The organism is Niabella drilacis, assembly GCF_900101395.1.
GTDB lineage: Bacteria > Bacteroidota > Bacteroidia > Chitinophagales > Chitinophagaceae > Niabella > Niabella drilacis.
In genome coordinates this window covers 38,698-57,973 of record NZ_FMZO01000015.1, presented here as the reverse complement: position 1 = coordinate 57,973, position 19,276 = coordinate 38,698, and the positions used below count along the sequence as shown (strand labels likewise).

Below are 19,276 nucleotides of genomic sequence, written 5' to 3'. Positions count from 1 at the left end.
ATCTGAAGGATTTTAATTAGTGAGATATTGTTAGTGAAACGTTGTTGCTGAGATGTAAAATTTAAAAGTACTAAGAACTGCGCGAAATGTAAAATATCAGCGTGAAATGTTGCGGGTAAATGTGAACGGGCAACCATGAAAAGGTATTCCCGCATTTCCCTGTTTTCAAATTTCCCCGATCCCCCACTCCGTTCGCAGCTGCTGATGATATTCAGAACCGGGGGGCGCATTGTATAACCCGGCAATGCTCCGCTGGCGGAAGGCCTCATAAATGCTTACAGCGCAGGCCACGCTGATATTTAATGACTGGATAATCCCTACCTGGGGAATGATAAAATTCCCGTTTGCCAACTCCCGTACCTCGTCGCTTACACCACCATGTTCATTGCCAAACACCAGTGCAATGTTCTGAACCAGGTCCATTTCATACAGGCTTACCGCATCCGAGCTCAAATGGGTGGTACATATTTTATCATACCGGTTCTTCAATACAGCAAAACATTCTTCGGTACGGTCAAACTCATGTACCGACAACCATTTGGCGGCACCTGAACTGCTTTTTGCGCCCCATTTCTTATGGCGCGGGATCTTTGTGTTTAAAATATAAACATCCTGTATACCCACCGCATCACAACTGCGCATAACTGCTGAAATATTATGCGGATCAAAGACATTTTCCAGCACGATGCCCAGCCCCGGCTGGCGTTTGCTGATCACTTTTTCCAGCTTTTCTCTTCGTTCATTGGTCATTGAAAACGATAAATAGTGAACAGCAAATGTAGCTACATTTAGAGATCTCCCGGTTCCATTCCCTGGGTCCAGGGCTTTGAAGGTTGCCCCTACAGGCATTCTTAAACGGTCATTGCCATTATCCTGCCACCGTTGGGAGCGGTGCTGCTGCTGCCGGCAGATCACACCGGAAAGATTGCCGCGCGGAAGTCCCGGATGATCTGATGGTCTCCTGGTTACCGTACCGCTTCCTAATTCCCGGCCGGAATACCAGGGAGATTCTTAATAATAATTTAAAATCCACACGGATGCAAACATCGATTATTCCCCGTAATTCTGCCGATAAAGTGTTATTATTGTGAATATACACCGAAAAGATATGCAGAAGGTTATACCCCGGGATATTAGCTGGCTGGCCTTTAACGGCCGCGTGCTTCAGGAAGCAGCGGACCCTACTGTGCCACTCAACGAGCGGATCAAGTTCCTGGGAATCTTTTCCAACAACCGGGACGAGTTTTTCAGGGTACGCATCGCCTCTCTTAAAAGGATGCTGCGGATCGAATCAAAGTTGAACATGCACCCGGAGAAAAACCCCAAGAAAATACTGGAGCAGATCCACGGGCTGATGGCCGACCAGCAGGAAGAGTTTGAGCGGGTCTGGAAGAACGTACAGCGCAGCCTGAACCGCAACCAGATCTACCTCCGCACCGAAACACAGCTCACCAATAATCAGAAAAAGTTCATCCGGGAATTTTATGAAGCCGAGATCAGTCCGAATATCATCCCCCTGATGATCGAAAACATAAAGAAATTCCCGGCCCTCCGTGATAAATCCATTTTCCTGGGTGTGGTCATGCGCAAGAGCTTTAACCGGCAGGATCGCAAATACGCGATCATAGAAGTACCGGTTACCGCCGTGGGACGTTTTATTGAACTTCCCTCGAGGGCCAGCCAGCACGATATTATGTTGCTGGAGGATGCCATCATCTTCAACCTCCCGGACATCTTCCGTTTCCTTGGTTACGATGAGTTCAGGGCCAATATCTTTAAATTCACCCGCGATGCGGAACTCGATATTGACACGGCCGACAATACTTCTATTATCCAGAAGCTGGAAACGGGACTAAAGAACCGGAAAAGAGGTATCCCCGTCCGCTTCACCTATGATGAACGGATGGATCCGGACCTGTTAAACTACCTGGTCACCCGCATGGGGTTTGGCAAACAGGATGCCATCAGCCCCGCTGGCGCTATTCATAATTTCCGGCACTTTATCGATTTCCCCTCCAAGGCCTTCAGGAATGTAAGCAAACGGAAAGAGCCTTTTGATCATCCCCTGTTGCTGGAACAACGCATTTCCGATGTGATCATGCACCGGGACGTGCTGTTGAGCTACCCTTATCACAGTTTTACCCCGATCATCGATCTGATCCGGGAGGCGGCCTTCGATCCGGAAGTAATATCGATAAAGATCACCTGCTACCGCCTGGCATCCCAGTCCAAGATCATCAATGCGCTCGTTAATGCGGTACGTAACGGGAAAGAGGTAACGGTGATGCTGGAGCTAAAAGCCCGCTTTGACGAAGAAGCCAATATGGAATGGAAACAGCGCCTGGAGGATGTAGGCGCTACTGTTCTGACTGGTTTTTCCAATATGAAAGTGCATGCAAAACTCTGCGTCATCAAAAAAAGAAAGGGCACCCGCATCGAGCACTATGGTTTTGTGAGTACCGGCAATCTTAACGAAAAAACCGCCCGTATTTACGCCGACCATTGCCTGCTGACCTCTAATAAAAAGATCATGGCCGATGTGAACCGGATCTTTGCTTACCTGGAAAAGCCCAAAGCCAACGAGCTGGCTTTATCAAAATGCAATACCATCATCCCCAGCCCCCACCTCATCCGGACCTTCCTGGTAAAGCTGATCGATCATGAAATTGCACAGGCCCGGAAAGGTAAAAAGGCGGAAATGATCATTAAGATGAATTCGCTTTCGGACATCGACATGATCCAGAAACTGTATGAAGCCGCGCGGGCCGGTGTAGTGGTAAAGCTGATTGTACGGGGCATTTTCTGTATGCTCTCTCAAAACAAAAGATTCAAACATAAAGTAACGGCCATCAGCATTGTAGATGAATACCTGGAGCATGCCCGCGTATTTGTTTTTCACAATGGAGGCAATCCCCGGGTATTGCTGTCTTCGGCCGACTGGATGCTGCGGAACATCGAGCACCGGGTAGAAGCCACCTGCCCGGTTACGGATCCCCAGCTGAAGAAGGAACTGATCGACATCCTGAACATCCAGCTGAGTGATAACGTAAAAGCCCGCGTCCTGGATAATGAACTTAAAAATAAATATGTACATTCGACCTCTAAAAAAGTAAGATCCCAGGAAGTGATTTATAATTACCTGATCCAAAAAAAATATTCATAGTTGAAATTAGCGGCTATCGATATAGGCAGTAATGCCGCCCGTTTACTGATCACGGACGTGCGGATGATCAAAAAGAATAAGCCGGATTTTATAAAATCCAACCTGATCCGGGTTCCCCTGCGCCTTGGTTTTGATGTTTTTGAAAGCGGCGAAATTTCGGCGGGCAAAACGGCGCATATACTCAGCACCATGAAGGCCTACCGCCACCTGCTGGACGCATACGAGGTAGAGCGGGTAAAGGCCTGCGCTACTGCCGCCATGCGCGACGCAAAAAACGGCCCGCAGATCATCCGGCAGATAAAAGAAGCAACCGGTCTGGATATCGAGATCATTTCCGGCGACCGGGAGGCGGCGCTCATCTACGAAAGTCATGTGGCAGAGAACCTCACCCGGGACGGCTCCTACCTGTACATAGATGTAGGTGGTGGCAGTACGGAACTTACCTGCTTCACCAATGGGGCCATGACCTTTAAACGCTCCTTTAATATCGGTACCATCCGGCTGCTGAAACAGCAGGTAACCGAAGCGCAATGGGAGGAAATGAAAAACGATATCCGCAATCATCTCAAAGGCATCAAAAAAATCACCGGCATCGGGTCCGGCGGAAATATCAATAAGGTATTCTCCCTGTCAAAACGCAAAGAAGGCAGGCCCCTTTCGCTGGAATTGCTTCGCGACTACTATAAGGAGTTCAGCAGTATGGCCCTTGGCGAACGGATGAGCAATTATAAGCTCCGTGAGGACCGCGCAGACGTTATCGTACCCGCCTTGCTGATCTATATAAACGTATTAAAATGGGTAGGTGCCGAAGAGATCCTCGTTCCCAAGATCGGGCTGGCCGATGGATTGATCCATAGCCTGTACGACGAGGTCTGCAAACAGCAATGAGCTATCAGAATTGAACAATCAGAATTTAAATACAGCCATGTCCATAAACAAAGAAGTAAAAAGGGTAACCACGCACACCCTGGCAAAAATGAAAGCAGCCGGTGAAAAGATCAGCATGCTTACCGCTTATGATTTTTCCTTTGCCCGCATTATTGATGGCGCAGGCATTGACGTAATCCTGGTAGGAGACTCAGCCTCCAATGTAATGGCCGGACATGAAACAACCCTGCCCATTACCCTGGACCAGATGATCTACCATGCGCAATCGGTTATCCGCGGCGCCAAACGCTGCCTGGTTGTGGTAGACCTCCCATTTGGCGCCTACCAATCCAACTCCGAAATTGCCCTTGCTTCTGCTGTCCGGATCATGAAGGAAACAGGCGCCCATGCCGTAAAAATGGAAGGAGGCGAAGAAGTAGTGGATTCCATTAAAAAAATTGTTTCTGCAGGCATACCGGTCATGGGGCATCTTGGACTCACCCCCCAATCGATCTACAAATTCGGCACTTACGCAGTAAGGGCAAAAGAAGACGATGAAGCTAACAAACTCAGAAAAGATGTGCTGTTGCTGCAGGAAGCCGGGTGTTTTTCTATTGTATTGGAAAAGATCCCCGCATCATTGGCAAAGGAAGTTACCGAAAGCCTTTACATTCCGACCATCGGCATTGGCGCCGGCAGGTATTGCGACGGACAGGTGCTGGTCATGCATGATATGCTGGGGATCAACACAGAGTTCAAGCCTAAGTTCTTACGACAGTATCTCAACATTTTTGAACAGGCAACCACTGCTGTTCAGCACTATATATCCGATGTACAATCGGGCAATTTCCCCAATGAGCAGGAGCAGTACTGACGCGGATATTGTCTTTGGACTTCCGCGTTCATAGTCACCCGGGCACTCTTTTTGTGTGTGCAGCTTTGCACCTTTAAACCTTTGCAGCTTCGGGCACTAAGACCCCTCTTCTACCCCGAAGGGGATCTTGCAGATCACCCCGTAAGAGTGAATGGCGCCTTCTTTTATATGCACTTTAAAATCTTTGACAGAAACAGCGTCTATATTTCTTACTGTTTTTATGACCTCGCTTACTGCGTTTTGAATTGCGTCTTCAAAACTTTCCGGTGCTGACGCGATCGCTTCTATGATTTTTACTACGGGCATAAAAAGTTTAAAACAACAATGATGTATACATTCTATGCCTTTGCATCCGTTTTTTGCTTTATTACCAAAAATAAAATGCCACTGATGAACCTGCTGAAGAAACAACAAGACAGGATACCCTGATGTGGAAATAAAGCTACAGTTCCGGTAAATAATTACCGGAGCCATTTGCAGCCGGAAGTATGGTTATACCGGTAAAGTGCACCCGGCATAGTACCCGGTTCAGGTTCTGCGGGTTTTTCTCAGTGCATAACTTTCGATATGCGTTAACACCCCGGAAGAAAATCTATTAACAGGGATGAACGAATTATGCCTGGGTGCTCATCGCCTTATCACCAAATCCGTTTTAAGTTCCTGCAGACTTTTATACACAGGAATGTGCATTTTTTTCACAAACACCGCTGCAATTTTCCTGCGGTCAAACGGTGCATTCCACCGGAACCGGCAGAAAAACCTGATCAGACCTGAGGTACAAAAAATGCTTCCTTGCGGCGCGTAAATTCCCCTCTTAACCCATAGCAAACTTATGGGTGGCATGCCCCCTCCTGGTATAGAGCAGCCCTGCTACCGCTCCCATAGCCAGGGCCGCACCGATCCCGATCTTTATATACCGGCTAAGTTTTGTCCGGATCCCCGGGCTATTTTTATGGATCTCATTTACCTCTTTTATGAATGCGGCAATGTCCTCATCGGAGTATACGCCATAGGCGTCCAGTAAGGTACCCCTTGTGCCATCCCGGGTTTTCAGGAGATATAAGATCGCACTATCTGCCGGGTCGCTTTCCCCCTCAAAGCGGTAAAAATTCTTTATGATCACCTCTTCGGGTGCATACAACCGCTCTGTGCCATTATGAGAAAGCCCCGGGCTACTGATAAAAAAATCCCGCGTGTATCCTTCTTTTATAGCGTTATTGATACACTCGCTGATCGTATTCATTTTCTGGGAAGACGTTTCTTTTTTCATGGTGGTCGTTTACCCCTGTAACTTCAAAAATGCTGCCGGATACCCGGCCCGCTTATTGCGGTATTACAACAGGGTGCTCAACACTTTGATAGTGAACCGCTATTACTCATTGTTAAATAAATCCACCATGATACGCAAACTTAAATCCGGCAAGTACCGGTTGTACTCAAGGAACCCGGATAAGAAAACAAACAAACGCAGGAATCTCGGAACCTTTGATACGCTCGAAGCCGCTAAAAACCATGAGCGGGAAATCCAGTATTTTAAACAGCATTCCTGAGGTGTCAGCAGTCAGCTTCCAGTTATCAGCCTCCGAAAGTTCGGAGCAGTTTTCAGCCCCCCTTAAACACTCTTCAACCACATTCAACAATGTTCCACCACGTTAAGCCAGGAACCTACCTGTGATCTTTGAGGGGTAAAACACGGATCTAACCTGAAACCTGAGACATGCAACAAACACAGGAGTTGTCAGCCTTCAGTTGATCATCGGTATTAAACGGATTTAGCGTTGAACTTTAGACGTGAAACCAAAGAACGTTCATCGGGTAATAAAGCCACACCTGGCATAAAGCCTCATCCCGGAGGAAACCGGGGTCTCAGCATACGCCGGTCACGATACCTTCCAGGTCGTAATCATATGCTTTTTCGATCTGCACATTATAAAACGCACCGATCGTTAATTTATCGGCACCATTGATGATCACCTCGTTGTCGACCTCTACGCTGTCAAATTCCGTACGGCCGATATAACGGCCTGCTTCTTTCTTATCAATAAGCGTTTTAAAGGTCCTGCCTACTTTTTCCTGGTTCAGTTCATAAGAGATCTCCTGCTGGAATTCCATGATCTCCCGGGCGCGGCGCTCCTTTTCCTCCTGGGGAATGGTATCTGCCAGTTGGTAAGCCGAGGTATCCTCTTCATGCGAATAGGTAAAAATACCCACGCGGTCGAAACGTTCTTTTGCAAGAAATTGTTTTAACTCTTCCAGATCATCCAGCGTTTCGCCCGGGAAACCGGCTATTAAAGTAGTACGCAAACAAATGCCCGGCACTTTTTCGCGGATGGCGCTTACAAGTTCTTCCATTTCTGTCCTTGTAATCTGCCGTTTCATAGCGCTCAGCATATTATCTGCAGCATGCTGCAACGGCATATCCAGGTAATTGCAGATATTGTCCCGCTGACGCATTACATCCAGGATCTCCAGCGGAAACTTTGTCGGGTATGCATAATGCAGACGGATCCATTCCAGCCCGGGAATATCCGCCAAACGGTTCAGCAGATCGGGCAGCATCCGTTTTTTATAAATGTCCAGTCCGTAATAGGTGAGCTCCTGGGCAATCAGCATGATCTCTTTTACGCCTTTCTTAACCAGCCCCTCTGCTTCAGCCACCACCTGTTCCATGGTTTTGCTGGTATGCTTTCCGCGCATCAGCGGAATGGCACAAAAGGAACAGGTACGGTTGCATCCCTCGGAGATCTTTAAATATGCATAATGTTTAGGTGTGGCCAGCAGCCGCTCCCCCAGTAATTCGGTCTTATAATCTGCCTCAAACTGTTTCAGGATCAACGGCAGTTCCATAGTACCAAAAAAAGCATCCACCTCCGGGATCTCTGTCTCCAGGTTGTTCCGGTACCGCTCACTCAGGCACCCGGTCACATATACCTTATCCAGCCGTCCGCGCTTTTTAAACTCAACCTGCTCCAGGATCGTGTTGATGCTTTCTTCCTTGGCCTTATCAATAAAACCGCAGGTATTTACTACTACAATATTGTGATCAAACTTTTTATTTTCATGCACCACGTTGATGTCATTGGCCATTAACTGGCCGCTCAGCACCTCGCTATCCACCATATTCTTACTGCATCCAAGCGTGATGATGTTTACTTTATCTTTCTTTAATGTTCTTGCTTTCAAACCGGGATCTTGTTTTTAGAAGCTGCAAAGGTACGAGAAGATGTCCACATGCAAATTTATTCACCCGTAAGGGGTGTTTGCCGCTCCGGGAAAATGGCAGAAATGCTTCAGGGCACCTATTAACACATTACGGATCAAACAATTAAACCCTGTCAAACGATTTACAGGGCGGGCCATTCGGTTTCTACCCCCTGGGTTTGTATAAATGCCTGGAATTTTTTCAGCAATTCCCGGTCCCGGCGTACGGCTGCCGGCAATACCCCCTGCGCTTTTGCAAATACCAGCAGCAGTCCAACCGCTTCGCCAATGCTCCATTCAACAGGATGCAGCCGGTAACAGCCGTTGGTGATATGCGTGGTTCCGATATTCTTGTTCGCCGGAAAAATATTTTCCATTTTCACCGGCAGCAGGGCGCCCAGCGGGATCTGGAACGGCAATGAAGGAAAATCAATATAATTATTGCCCCGGCTGCTGGGATGCAGATCAATATGATAATAACCGATACCGACGGAATCAAAAAAAGAGGCCGCTTTTTCCTTACCGGCCGTTGCCACCCGGGCCCTGTTTTCCCGGCCTACGTGCTCTTCAAGGATCGTGAACTGAGCCTTTATTCTCCTCGACTCCCGGATATAAGGATATTTTGCCAACCCGTCAGCAGTACCCATAATATCCCTGCGCAGGCGCAATCCCGGCCATCCCCGCCCACCGCCGGGCCCGGGCGCCTCCGTTTGTAGCCAGTATAGTAATGACAGGCTGAGCTGTTTGGCCCGGTCTACATGCTTTTGAAACGTACCCTCTGCTACATCCACTATATTGCCGGGTATATAATCATTCTGTGGCCAGTTAACGATCGTGATATCTCCTTTATAAAACCCTTCCTTAAAGTTCTTCCGGTCGATGATCCTCCGGTAGTTCCATAAATTCAGCAATTCCCCGGTCGCTTTTCCATCTGGTGAAAACCCCAGGTCCTTAGCCTGCAGGGTTTGGGGCTGCGCATAGCGGAGACTTAATAACTTTCCGGGCCAGGCCGGTTTCAGGGCAGGAATATAGTTTTTCCAGAAAAGGTAATCCGCCGGCCGGGAAATGGTGTGACGTTCTCCTTCGATATAATCAACAGCAAAACACATGGTAAACGCCTGGTTATTTCCGGGATCGGCCGTTTCGGGTGCATGCAGCTCCCCGGTTTGCCGGCGGGATTCCGTACCGGTTACATAGGACGTTCCGGTTAAGGGCAGCAGGTCGCCCAGCTCGGTGGCATCAATAAAGAAGGCACTCTTTAACACAAGCAGCGCACCGTTTTTCTTATTCCTGACGGTAAGCGATTCTACCCTTGTGTCCCTTACGGCAGCTCGTACCACCTGGTGCTCCGTCAGCAGCAGCAGCCGGCCACTGGAAATATAGGGCATCAGCAGTTGCCGGATCACGGCCTCTGCTACAGCCGGTTCATGGCAAAGACGGGAAACCGCACCATTCCCCGGGTTGAGCTGGGCATTGGCTTTTTCTTTTCCGGTCAAAGGGTAATGCTGCCGGTAATAATCCCGGATCCGGTTCCTGAGATCACGGTACGACTGTGGCGCTCCATGTGTTTCGATCCAGGGATGCTCGTCCGGCGGTACGCCCTGCGCCGTAAGCTGACCACCCAGCCAGTCCGTAGTCTCCGTTACTATTACAGATTGCCCGTTCCTTAAGGAGGCCAGTGCTGCGGCAACGCCTCCCAATCCGCCCCCGGCGATCACTATATCCGCATTAAGCGTATTTTCCCCCCTGGTAATGCCCGGGCCCGCTTCCCCAACATGAAAAGGAAGGGCCGCGCTTATTGCTGCTCCGGCACTGCTTCCGCCTAACAGCCCGATAAAATTTCTTCGCTTCATAAATGCCAAACGATCGTATAAGTAGTTGCTAATATAGGTAAAAACGTTTTCTTTTTCCCGGCAGACCTGCGCCTTCCGTCCCTATATACAAACCATGATATCTTTGCAGCTATGAAATGGATGCTGTTTTCTTTTATTCTGGTTATTGTCTGTATGGCTTCTTGTAACAAGCGCCCAAAAAAAGCGGCCATCAGCAAAGGGGTTTCTGAGCTGCTTGCCCTATCAAGGGAACAGACATTGACCGACCTCCATTATGAGCTGTCATTCGATATTCCCGGCAGGCCGGCAGCCGCTATTACCCTGAAAGAAGAGCTATCATTTCATTACACAGCTGCCACCGGGGCACCCCTGCTCCTCGATTTTAAAGAAGACCCCAAAAAACTGAAGAAGATCACTGTGAACGGCAAAGAGACCCCGGTCCGCTGCGATAACGAGCATATCATTATTGATGCCCGGCTGCTGAAAAAAGGCGCCAACCGCATCCACCTCGACCTTATTGCAGGCGATGGCGCGCTGAACCGGAGGGAGGAATTTTTATATACCCTCTTTGTTCCGGACCGGGCCCGGACGGTTTTTCCCTGCTTCGATCAACCCGATCTGAAAGCCACCTTCACCCTCAGCCTTGCTATTCCCCCGGACTGGGTAGCGATCGCCAACGGGCGGCTCCGGGATTCTGCTATCCGTAACGGGCAAAAGTTCCTGCGTTTTGCCCCTTCTGATAAGATCAGCACCTACCTTTTTTCATTTGCAGCAGGAAAGTTCCGCATTGCCAGGGAGCGATGGAGAGATGACGAGATCGAATTCCTTTACCGCGAGACGGACCCCGAAAAGATAAACAGCAGTCTGCATGCCATTTTTGAGCAGTATAAAAAAATGGTGGAATTTAATGAGCAATGGACAGGCATTGCCTACCCCTTCCAGAAACATGGAATGGTAGCCATCCCCGACTTCCAGTTTGGCGGCATGGAACACCCCGGTGCCATCCTCTTACAGGCATCCACCCTGTTTCTTACAGGAGATGCAACAGAGGGGCAATTGAACAGCCGCTCACACCTGCTGGCGCATGAAATAGCCCATATGTGGTTTGGCGACCTGGTTACCATGAACTGGTTTTCGGATGTATGGATGAAAGAGGTCTTTGCCAATTTTATGGCAGACAAAGCCACGGCCACCCCTCATCATGAACAGGGCTTTTCCTTAAAGTTTCTTACGGATCATCTTCCCCCGGCCTATGCCATCGACCGTACCGCCGGAGCCAACCCGATCCGGCAGCCCCTGGACAATCTCGAAAAAGCGGGTACTTTATACGGGGGGATCATTTATCATAAGTCGCCCGTAATGATGCGGCAGCTGGAAGAGCTGATGGGTGCCGCCGCTTTTCAAAAAGGCGTGCAAACCTACCTGAAGACCTATGCCTTTAAGAATGCCTCCTGGCCCGATCTGATCAGCATCCTGGATGAATTGGCCCCGGCAGATCTCCATGCCTGGAACGCCGTTTGGGTAAATGAGCCGGGCAGGCCCGTGTTTGACTATAAAGCAGAATATGCCCCCGCCGGCGGCCCTGTTACCGGCTTCACCGTTTTTCAGAAGGCGGAATCCGGCAGCAACCGGGTCTGGCCGCAACGCTTCGACATCAGCTTTTACTATAAGGGACTGGTACGCACGGTTACCGTAAGTGACAGCCTGTCCGCACAGGAAGTGCCCCGTGCCCTGGATCGCAAACAACCGCTGTTTATCCAGTTCAATGCCTCCGGTATGGGATACGGCGTATGGCCTATAGATACAGCCATGCTCCCGCACCTTTTCAGCATCGATAACTATGTAAGCCGGGCTTCTGCCTATATCTCACTTTATGAGAACATGCTGAACGGCCGCTATACGACCCCGCTGCAGCTGCTCCGGCTTTTTGAATCCGGCCTTGCCAGGGAAACAGTGGAACTGAACATGCGCCTGCTCACGGGCTACATCAGTACCATCTACTGGAACTTTATAGCGCCCCAACAGCGCAGCCGGTGGACGGGGCAACTGGAAAACAGTATCTGGAAAGCGCTTCTGCAGCAAAAAAGTTCCAATAACAAAAAGATCCTTTTCGGATGTTATCAATCCGTTTTCGGCACAGAACCTGCTACTGCCAGGCTCTATAGCATCTGGTACAGCCAGGAGCCTCCGGCAAATGTGGTCTTAAAAGAGGAGGACTATACCAATCTTGCATTTGCGCTGGCGCTGAGGAGCAAGACCAGCGATAAGCTCCTTCAGCAACAATTGCTGCGTATTAAGGACCCCGACCGGGCCAAACGATTCCGGATCATCATGCCGGCGCTTTCCGTTGATCCGGTTGTCAGAGACCGGTTCTTTGCCGGCCTGCAGCAGCGGGAAAACCGCTCCAATGAGTCGGCCGTCAGCGCTGCACTTTCCTACCTTCACCATCCCCTCCGCCAACCGTCCGCAGAAAAGTACCTGCAGCAGACACTGCGGCTGCTGCCGGAGATCCAGAGTACCGGGGACATTTTCTTTCCCGGCAACTGGCTGCAGTCCAGTTTCGGCAGTTACCAGTCTGCATCGGCGGATCATATTGTTACTTCATTTTTGCAAAACGACCGGACATTAAACAGTTCCTTAAAGGCAAAAGTGCTGCAGGGTACCGACAACCTGAAAAGGGCGCAGGTGATTATACGTTAAAGGTAAATGGCGGATAGCCTTTCAGGCCGGGAGAGGGATCATGACACACCGTTGCTGATCCCTATATATGATAATAAGCCGGCATCAAAATTATTTCTTTTCTCGGTCAGTGAGGACACTGACCGTGGCGTGAGCCGTGGTTTGTGTCCTCACAAACCACTAGTAATTACGCATTTTAATAAAATTGATTCCGGTTCATTATGAGAACAGCTTTCTGAAGTTCTTCTTTTATAAATCACCAATGCTTCCCAAGGAAACAAACGGGGTGTATTCCTTTATACTTTCCAATCTTACCTCACCCGTTATAATATGTTTATCCTACGCTCTTTAAGAAGTCCCTTTGCGAAACCCGATTTCATTTCTTCCTGGTTTTAGCTGCGGTTTGATATCCAACGTGCCAGAGGCAGCCTTTCATCATAGGTATATTCATTCTTTACGCAACTTTTGCATCTTTTAACAGCTGCCTGCCGGTTTTAATTTTCCTGTGTAGCTTTGATAGATTTTATGGCACAGTACATACCACCGCTCACTACAAAGGCAATCCGGTCTGGTTTCATTTTGCCAACAGTGCCGGAAAACAGCAACTTGTTATTGATAAAAAAACGGCCCTTGCCATCCGCAGTAACTTCTATACGCATCTTTTGGAGGAGCAGTCCGTCATACTGTGGGGTGTAGGCCGTCCAGCCTTTTAGCGGCACATTGGTGCTGCTGCCGTCTGCCTTGCCCTGATAGATGGCGAAATTATCGGAAGTACTCAGCAAAAAGCTGGTATGGCGGTTGGTTTTTTTGTCTAGGTTGATCACCAGGCCATAATAGAAAGAGTTGGATCTTTTTTCGCTAAACGCCGCACCACCTATAGCGCATTCGATAGTATATTTTTTTGCCCCGGCTGTAAAGATATCCCTTGGAAAAACAGCATATTCATAACCACCGATGGTAGTAATATCACCGTAGTTCAGCTCATAAGTTTCTGCCCACAATCCATCAGCTGCACCATGAAGGGTTGCAGAGAATAACGCATTGGTAGCAGAAGTGCCCACAAACCATTTATTGTTATTATTTTTAAACGCGTCATTCAGCACTACCCTGGCGGTACCACCACCAGGAGGCTTTGTGGAACCGGGGTCATCACCACTCCCGCTGTCATCTTTTTGGCAGCCGGCAATCAGTACTGTTGTAAACATCAGGAAAAAGGCCAAGCCCATACGGTTTGTCATAGATCTATATTTTAGATTAGTGCTTCTGCTAAATCAAAATCAGTGCCAAAAGAGCCTGTTTCATGCAATAACTGGCCGTTACATCAGTGCCTTTGCCCTATTGTTTGCAACACCACCTTACATGATTACATCGCAGTAAGCGGCCGGCCGGCCAATGGGTTTGCCGTACGGAACACCCGGGTTAGTTCTTATGGATGATGAAGCGAACGCCTGGTCAATGATCCGATCATCAAAAAAATATTCAGTATCTTTAATACTCTTTGTTTTTCTAAACACCAGGGGCCGGTATTATGAAGGAAAAAAAATTTCAGTTCACCTATAAGATCGTTGAAGACAGCAATGCACTTAGTGATGAGGACGCGGCTCTGCTGCAGCTGGCCCGGAAAACCACCCGGAAAGCTTATGCCCCCTACTCAAAGTTCAATGTAGCCTGCGCGGCAAAGCTTGCCAATGGCCGCACCGTTGTGGGATCCAACCAGGAGAATGCATCTTACCCTGTTGGCATTTGTGCGGAAAGGGCATTACTGGCAACTGTGGGAACTCAATACAGTGATGAGCCGATCCATACCCTGGCTGTTACTTATCACCCGGTCAATAGCAGCAGCAATCGCCCCATCTCCCCCTGCGGTATGTGCCGGCAGGCTTTATCGGAATACGAAAAACGCACCGCAACGCCTATTCGCCTGTTATTATCGGGTATGGAAGGCCCCGTATACATCATCAATACGGTAAAGGACCTGTTACCACTGGCTTTTAGCGAAGAGGACCTGGGCCGGAAGGATTGAAGTCAGTTAAAAGTATCCGGTTAGCCGGGAGGAAGCACTTCTGTAAAATACCGGGTAATGATCACTTTGGATATTTTCCTGGCAGGATAACGGGCCTTATACCTATCTGTAAGGTCCTGTGTAAGCCCGATCACATTATAGGTTGCCGGGCGCAGCGGGATCTGCTCCTGCCAGCCCTCATGGTTTAACACAAGTATCCAGTCTTTAAAGACATACGCTACTTTATAAAGCTGCCGGTTCCTGGAATATTCAGCGGCTTCATTTCCGCGAAAAATAAAACCGCTGCCCTGTATTTCGTTTTTTATTGAATCAAGCAGTTGGTGCTGCAACTCCAAAGCACCTGCAGCATTACCGGCCTTTACAATGACCGCCGTTTTCCATTGTGTGTTCTCAACACCTCTCCAGCCATAGGCTGTTGCTACCGACCGTGAAAAAACAGTAATCTTCATCAGGGAAGTTCCCAGCATCTTATCCAGGATCGTTATAACGGTGTTGCCCGGTGTGTGCGCGCTGATCCGTACACCATCTCCATCCCAAACAGCCGCAGCAATGGATGAATCGGATGCAACCAGCATATACCCTTTACCCGCATAACCCGGTAAAGCCAGCCGGTTCTCCGTGTTGGCCCATAAAGAAACCGTGTCCTTTTCCGGTTCCCGGGCCGGAAGCGCCACATCATTTTTGCCGCAGGCCGTTACCAATAAAATAAAGAAAGAAAAGGCAGCAATAAATTGTTTTTCCATAAACGACAGTAGTTATGGACTACAAGGTAAAGCAGAGAGACCATAATCTGCCCCTTTTAATCAGAAAGTACTGTTAAAACCGGCGTTCCAGCGCCACCCCCACTTTGCCGGCAAAACCTTCTATCGGAACAGTAAGTTTGTATAAACTCATATTTAGCAGGATGATCTCCGGGAACCGTTCCTTTAAAGTTGCGGCCAGTTCAGTAAGAAAGGTTTCCAGCAATTCCCGCGGGCGCTGCATTTCATCTTTTACGATGCCATATACCTCCGCATAATTCAGGGTATCTTCAAGCCTTGTAATAACGACAGCATCCCTGGAAAATGAAACAGAAAGATTCATTTCAAATGCATTGCCTGTTGTCTTTTCCTCTGCATACAGTCCGTGAAAGGCAAAGAAGCGGAGCTGCTCCAGGTGTATGGTAATGACTTGTGCCATTCATTGTTTTTTTCCGCAGGAACCCCTACCTGTTTAGTGAATCCCCTTTTCACCCAGGTAACGCTCTGCATCCAATGCCGCCATACAACCGCTTCCGGCTGCTGTTACCGCCTGGCGGTATATTTTATCCTGTACATCTCCCGAAGCAAAAACGCCTTCGATATTGGTTTTTGAGGTTCCCGGTATTGTTTTAATATACCCGGCCTCATCCATATCCAGGAATCCTTTAAAAATATCGGAATTGGGCTGGTGCCCGATTGCCACAAAAAAGCCATTCACGGGAATTTCTTCCACGGTCCCTGTCTGATTATTTTTGATACGTACACCGGTAACCGTTTTTTCGCCCAGCACTTCTTCGGTTTCTGTATTGAAATACACTTTGATATTGGGTGTTTTAAACACGCGGTCCTGCATCACTTTAGATGCCCGCATAGCATCCTTCCGTACCAGCATATGCACCGTAGAACAAAGTTTGGACAGGTAAAGCGCTTCCTCCGCCGCAGTATCACCCGCTCCTACAATGGCCACTTCCTTCCCTCTGAAAAAGAACCCGTCACAAACCGCGCAGGCACTTACACCAAACCCATTCAAACGTTCTTCGCTCGACAGGCCCAGCCATTTGGCAGATGCCCCGGTGGAAATGATCACCGCATCGGCTTCAATCAGCTTTTCATCATCGATCCAAACCTTGTGGGGCAGACCCGAAAAATCGACCCTGGTAGCAATCCCGAAGCGGATATCTGCGCCCATGCGCTTGGCCTGCTTTTCAAAATCGATCATCATTTCCGGCCCCTGTACACCATCCGGGTATCCCGGGTAGTTTTCTACTTCTGTGGTAATGGTCAGCTGTCCGCCGGGCTGAATACCCTGGTATAGAACAGGGTTCAGGTTAGCGCGGGAAGCATAGATTGCCGCTGTATAACCCGCAGGTCCCGAACCGATAATTAAACATTTTACTCTTTCTGCTCCTGTTTCCTGTGTCATATAGATGGTTTGATCGATACTGCCGAAACACCCCGATAACTATCGGGGCGGCATATTACAATGTTTTTTATGTTATCTAAAGCTGTATGTATTACAAAAATACAGGGAAAAGGTTTACCCCCACGCAACGGCTTCCCCACAATGGAACGGCCGGGATGTGGATTACGATACTACTCCCCAAACTTCTTCCGCAAAGCATCCAGGCTCGACTGAAAGCTGTTCTTCCCGGCCGGTGCCGGCTTTGCAGCCTGCTTTTGCGGGTTCCCCGCCGGGCGGGTCCTGTTTTCGCCGGAACCGGCGTCTTTCATGCTCAGCGAGATCCGTTTCCGGGCGGCATCTACTTCCAGCACCGTAACCATTACTTTCTGGTTCAGTTTCACCACTTCATTCGGATCGCTTACAAATTTATTGGCCAGGTGCGATACATGCACCAGCCCGTCCTGCTTTACCCCTACATCCACAAAAGCGCCAAAATTGGTAATATTGGTCACGATGCCAGGTACTTTCATCCCCGCCTTCAGATCTCCGATCGCTGCCAATCCCTCCGCAAAGCGGAATTCTTCGATGGCTTCCCGGGGATCACGACCCGGCTTCTCCAGTTCCTTTAAAATATCCTCGATCGTATATTGTCCTACCGTTTCCGTTACAAAATCCCGTGCTTTGATCCCTTTTCGCAGCTCCAGCCTGGTGATCAGTTCTGCTACCGTACAGTTCAGGCCGCCGGCCATAGCTTCCACAACCGGGTAGCTTTCCGGGTGTACCGCCGAATTATCAAGCGGGTTAACCGCGTTCGGAATCCGTAAGAACCCGGCGCATTGTTCGTATGCTTTGGGCCCCAGCATGGCTACCTTCAGCAGCTCGCCCCGGCTTTTGAACGCCCCGTTCTTTACCCGGTATTCTACAATATTCTTTGCCGTGGTTGCCGTTAAACCGGATACATACATAAGCAAATGCTTGCTGGCGGTATTTACATCCACACCCACATAGTTTACACAACTTTGCACCACCTGGTCCAGGCTGTCCTTTAAACGGTTCTGGTTTACATCATGCTGATACTGGCCTACCCCAATGCTCTTGGCATCGATCTTTACCAGTTCACTCAGCGGATCCAGCAACCGGCGCCCGATGCTGATGGCACCCCGCACGGTTACATCCTCATCCGGGAACTCCTCCCGGGCTACTTCGGAGGCAGAATAAATGGAAGCACCGCTTTCATTGACCATAAAGACCGAAACCGGTTTGCCAAAATCGATACCCCGCACCAGCTTTTCGGTTTCCTTACTGGCCGTTCCGTTCCCATAGCCCACTGCTTCGATATCATATTTGCTTACCAGCCGCTTCAGCGCTTCCGCTGCTCCATGCCAATCGTTCTGCGGTGCATGTGGAAAGATCGTTTCATATTTAAGAAAGGTGCCGCTCTCATCCAGGCAAACCACCTTGCAACCCGTTCTGAAACCGGGGTCGATCGCCAGCACCCGTTTATGCCCCAACGGTGAAGCCAGTAACAGCTGCCGCAGGTTTTCGGCAAATACCTTGATCGCCTCTTCGTCGGCCGAGGTCTTGCTGTTCATCCGGAACTCGGTTTCAATAGCGGGTTTCAACAGCCGGGCATAGGAGTCTTCGACAGCAAGCCCAACCTGGGTGCCCGCTTCACCGGATGACCGTACAAATTCAGTCTTCAGCGAACCGACAGCAGTATCCTTTTCAATGGAAATATCCATGATCAGGAACCCTTCTTTTTCGCCCCGGCGGATGGCCAGGATCCGGTGCGACGGACATTTTGAAAGAGGCTCTTTAAAATCAAAATAATCCCGGTACTTCTGCGCATCGGCCTCCTCTTTTTTTGTTGTCAGCACGCGCGAAGCCACCACGGAAGTTTCCGCAAACATGGCGCGCACCAGGGTTCTTGCCTGCTCGCTTTCCGCAATACGTTCTGCAATAATATCCCGCGCGCCCTGCAAGGCTTCTGCGGTATCTTTAACCTGCTCATTAATATATTGAGCGGCCTCTTCTTCCACCCGGGTATTGCCCTGTGCAAACAACAGCGTTGCCAGGGGCTCCAGTCCTTTTTCAATAGCTACCGAGGCCTTTGTTTTACGCTTGGGCTTATAGGGCAGATAAATATCCTCCAGTTCCGTAGCATTCAGACACTCTTCAACCCTTTTCCGGAGCTCAGGGGTTAATTTGCCCGCCGCTTCAATGGTTTTCAAAACGGTTTCCTTACGCTTCTCCAGCTCATCATAGTAACGGATCTTATCGATCACATTGGCCACCTGCACTTCATCCATATTGCCGGTTGCCTCCTTGCGGTAACGGCTGATAAAAGGGATTGTTGCGCCTTCCGCATGCAACTGCTCTACATTTCCCACCTGCTTCACCGGCAGGTTCAGCTCTGTGGAAATCTGGTGTATATATTTTACGTCCATTTTAAAATTCGTTGGGGTGCAAATGTAAGCGGTGCCACCAAACAAACA

General features: G+C 49.2%; 16 protein-coding genes. 6 read left to right on the top strand and 10 right to left on the bottom strand.

Annotated elements, in window-relative coordinates; genetic code table 11:
* Positions 1-165: 165 nt before the first annotated feature.
* The gene (locus BLS44_RS20650) at positions 166-750 is read right to left on the bottom strand and encodes a TrmH family RNA methyltransferase (RefSeq protein WP_090392134.1); all 585 of its coding nucleotides are present in this window, start codon (positions 748-750) and stop codon (positions 166-168) included.
* A 358-nt stretch (positions 751-1,108) separates the two neighbouring features.
* Between BLS44_RS20650 and ppk1 the strand changes: the two genes are divergently transcribed.
* From ppk1 to panB, 3 genes are read left to right on the top strand one after another with little or no spacing between them, the layout of a single operon-like run.
* Entirely contained in the window at positions 1,109-3,163 is a 2,055-nt protein-coding gene (gene ppk1, locus BLS44_RS20645; RefSeq protein WP_090392133.1) for a polyphosphate kinase 1, read from the top strand.
* Positions 3,164-4,051, top strand: a complete 888-nt coding sequence (locus tag BLS44_RS20640) for a Ppx/GppA phosphatase family protein (protein ID WP_090392132.1) — start codon at positions 3,164-3,166, stop codon at positions 4,049-4,051.
* A gap of 37 nt (positions 4,052-4,088) precedes the next feature.
* Positions 4,089-4,904, top strand: coding sequence for a 3-methyl-2-oxobutanoate hydroxymethyltransferase (gene panB / locus BLS44_RS20635; RefSeq protein ID WP_090392193.1), 816 nt, complete (start codon positions 4,089-4,091; stop codon positions 4,902-4,904).
* A 96-nt stretch (positions 4,905-5,000) separates the two neighbouring features.
* On the opposite strand, the gene BLS44_RS20630 is transcribed toward panB, so the two are convergent.
* Together BLS44_RS20630 and BLS44_RS20625 are read right to left on the bottom strand one after the other, a co-directional pair.
* Positions 5,001-5,210 carry a dodecin family protein gene (locus BLS44_RS20630; protein ID WP_090392131.1) on the bottom strand — a complete coding sequence of 70 codons (210 nt, stop codon included), beginning with the start codon at positions 5,208-5,210 and terminating at the stop codon, positions 5,001-5,003.
* Between the two features lie 508 nt (positions 5,211-5,718).
* Entirely contained in the window at positions 5,719-6,174 is a 456-nt protein-coding gene (locus BLS44_RS20625; RefSeq protein WP_245729326.1) for a hypothetical protein, read from the bottom strand.
* A gap of 127 nt (positions 6,175-6,301) precedes the next feature.
* Here BLS44_RS20625 and BLS44_RS26675 point away from each other — a divergent pair, with 127 nt between their 5' ends.
* Entirely contained in the window at positions 6,302-6,454 is a 153-nt protein-coding gene (locus BLS44_RS26675) for an AP2/ERF family transcription factor (RefSeq protein ID WP_090392191.1), read from the top strand.
* Positions 6,455-6,770: 316 nt separating this feature from the next.
* On the opposite strand, the gene rimO is transcribed toward BLS44_RS26675, so the two are convergent.
* Entirely contained in the window at positions 6,771-8,087 is a 1,317-nt protein-coding gene (gene rimO, locus BLS44_RS20615) for a 30S ribosomal protein S12 methylthiotransferase RimO (RefSeq protein WP_090392130.1), read from the bottom strand.
* A gap of 161 nt (positions 8,088-8,248) precedes the next feature.
* On the bottom strand, positions 8,249-9,958 hold the full coding sequence (locus BLS44_RS20610; RefSeq protein ID WP_090392190.1) for an FAD-dependent oxidoreductase: 1,710 nt from the start codon (positions 9,956-9,958) through the stop codon (positions 8,249-8,251).
* 111 nt (positions 9,959-10,069) lie between these two features.
* Between BLS44_RS20610 and BLS44_RS20605 the strand changes: the two genes are divergently transcribed.
* Positions 10,070-12,637 (top strand): M1 family metallopeptidase, encoded by a 2,568-nt coding sequence (locus BLS44_RS20605; RefSeq protein WP_090392129.1) that lies wholly within the window; start codon positions 10,070-10,072, stop codon positions 12,635-12,637.
* Positions 12,638-13,110: 473 nt separating this feature from the next.
* Here BLS44_RS20605 and BLS44_RS20600 read toward each other — a convergent pair whose 3' ends face one another.
* Complete coding sequence (locus BLS44_RS20600) at positions 13,111-13,854, bottom strand: hypothetical protein (RefSeq protein WP_090392128.1); 744 nt, start codon at positions 13,852-13,854, stop codon at positions 13,111-13,113.
* Positions 13,855-14,144: 290 nt separating this feature from the next.
* Between BLS44_RS20600 and BLS44_RS20595 the strand changes: the two genes are divergently transcribed.
* Positions 14,145-14,639, top strand: a complete 495-nt coding sequence (locus BLS44_RS20595) for a cytidine deaminase (protein ID WP_090392127.1) — start codon at positions 14,145-14,147, stop codon at positions 14,637-14,639.
* 20 nt (positions 14,640-14,659) lie between these two features.
* On the opposite strand, the gene BLS44_RS20590 is transcribed toward BLS44_RS20595, so the two are convergent.
* The 4 genes from BLS44_RS20590 to BLS44_RS20575 form a co-directional block, all read right to left on the bottom strand.
* Complete coding sequence (locus BLS44_RS20590) at positions 14,660-15,382, bottom strand: hypothetical protein (RefSeq protein WP_090392126.1); 723 nt, start codon at positions 15,380-15,382, stop codon at positions 14,660-14,662.
* A gap of 73 nt (positions 15,383-15,455) precedes the next feature.
* On the bottom strand, positions 15,456-15,818 hold the full coding sequence (locus BLS44_RS20585) for a dihydroneopterin aldolase (protein ID WP_090392125.1): 363 nt from the start codon (positions 15,816-15,818) through the stop codon (positions 15,456-15,458).
* A gap of 33 nt (positions 15,819-15,851) precedes the next feature.
* Positions 15,852-16,802 (bottom strand): thioredoxin-disulfide reductase, encoded by a 951-nt coding sequence (gene trxB / locus BLS44_RS20580; RefSeq protein ID WP_090392124.1) that lies wholly within the window; start codon positions 16,800-16,802, stop codon positions 15,852-15,854.
* A 170-nt stretch (positions 16,803-16,972) separates the two neighbouring features.
* A complete protein-coding gene (locus BLS44_RS20575; protein WP_090392123.1) occupies positions 16,973-19,228 on the bottom strand; it encodes a Tex family protein in 2,256 nt (751 codons plus the stop codon).
* Positions 19,229-19,276: the final 48 nt, after the last annotated feature.

Bases quoted from the DNA above. Each gene is read 5' to 3' on its own strand.
- BLS44_RS20650 (WP_090392134.1), bottom strand. From the start codon at position 750: ATGACCAATGAACGAAGAGAAAAGCTGGAAAAAGTGATCAGCAAACGC.
- ppk1 (WP_090392133.1), top strand. From the start codon at position 1,109: ATGCAGAAGGTTATACCCCGGGATATTAGCTGGCTGGCCTTTAACGGC.
- panB (WP_090392193.1), top strand. From the start codon at position 4,089: ATGTCCATAAACAAAGAAGTAAAAAGGGTAACCACGCACACCCTGGCA.
- BLS44_RS20630 (WP_090392131.1), bottom strand. From the start codon at position 5,210: ATGCCCGTAGTAAAAATCATAGAAGCGATCGCGTCAGCACCGGAAAGT.
- BLS44_RS20625 (WP_245729326.1), bottom strand. From the start codon at position 6,174: ATGAAAAAAGAAACGTCTTCCCAGAAAATGAATACGATCAGCGAGTGT.
- BLS44_RS26675 (WP_090392191.1), top strand. From the start codon at position 6,302: ATGATACGCAAACTTAAATCCGGCAAGTACCGGTTGTACTCAAGGAAC.
- BLS44_RS20610 (WP_090392190.1), bottom strand. From the start codon at position 9,958: ATGAAGCGAAGAAATTTTATCGGGCTGTTAGGCGGAAGCAGTGCCGGA.
- BLS44_RS20605 (WP_090392129.1), top strand. From the start codon at position 10,070: ATGAAATGGATGCTGTTTTCTTTTATTCTGGTTATTGTCTGTATGGCT.
- BLS44_RS20600 (WP_090392128.1), bottom strand. From the start codon at position 13,854: ATGACAAACCGTATGGGCTTGGCCTTTTTCCTGATGTTTACAACAGTA.
- BLS44_RS20595 (WP_090392127.1), top strand. From the start codon at position 14,145: ATGAAGGAAAAAAAATTTCAGTTCACCTATAAGATCGTTGAAGACAGC.
- BLS44_RS20590 (WP_090392126.1), bottom strand. From the start codon at position 15,382: ATGGAAAAACAATTTATTGCTGCCTTTTCTTTCTTTATTTTATTGGTA.
- BLS44_RS20585 (WP_090392125.1), bottom strand. From the start codon at position 15,818: ATGGCACAAGTCATTACCATACACCTGGAGCAGCTCCGCTTCTTTGCC.
- trxB (WP_090392124.1), bottom strand. From the start codon at position 16,802: ATGACACAGGAAACAGGAGCAGAAAGAGTAAAATGTTTAATTATCGGT.
- BLS44_RS20575 (WP_090392123.1), bottom strand. From the start codon at position 19,228: ATGGACGTAAAATATATACACCAGATTTCCACAGAGCTGAACCTGCCG.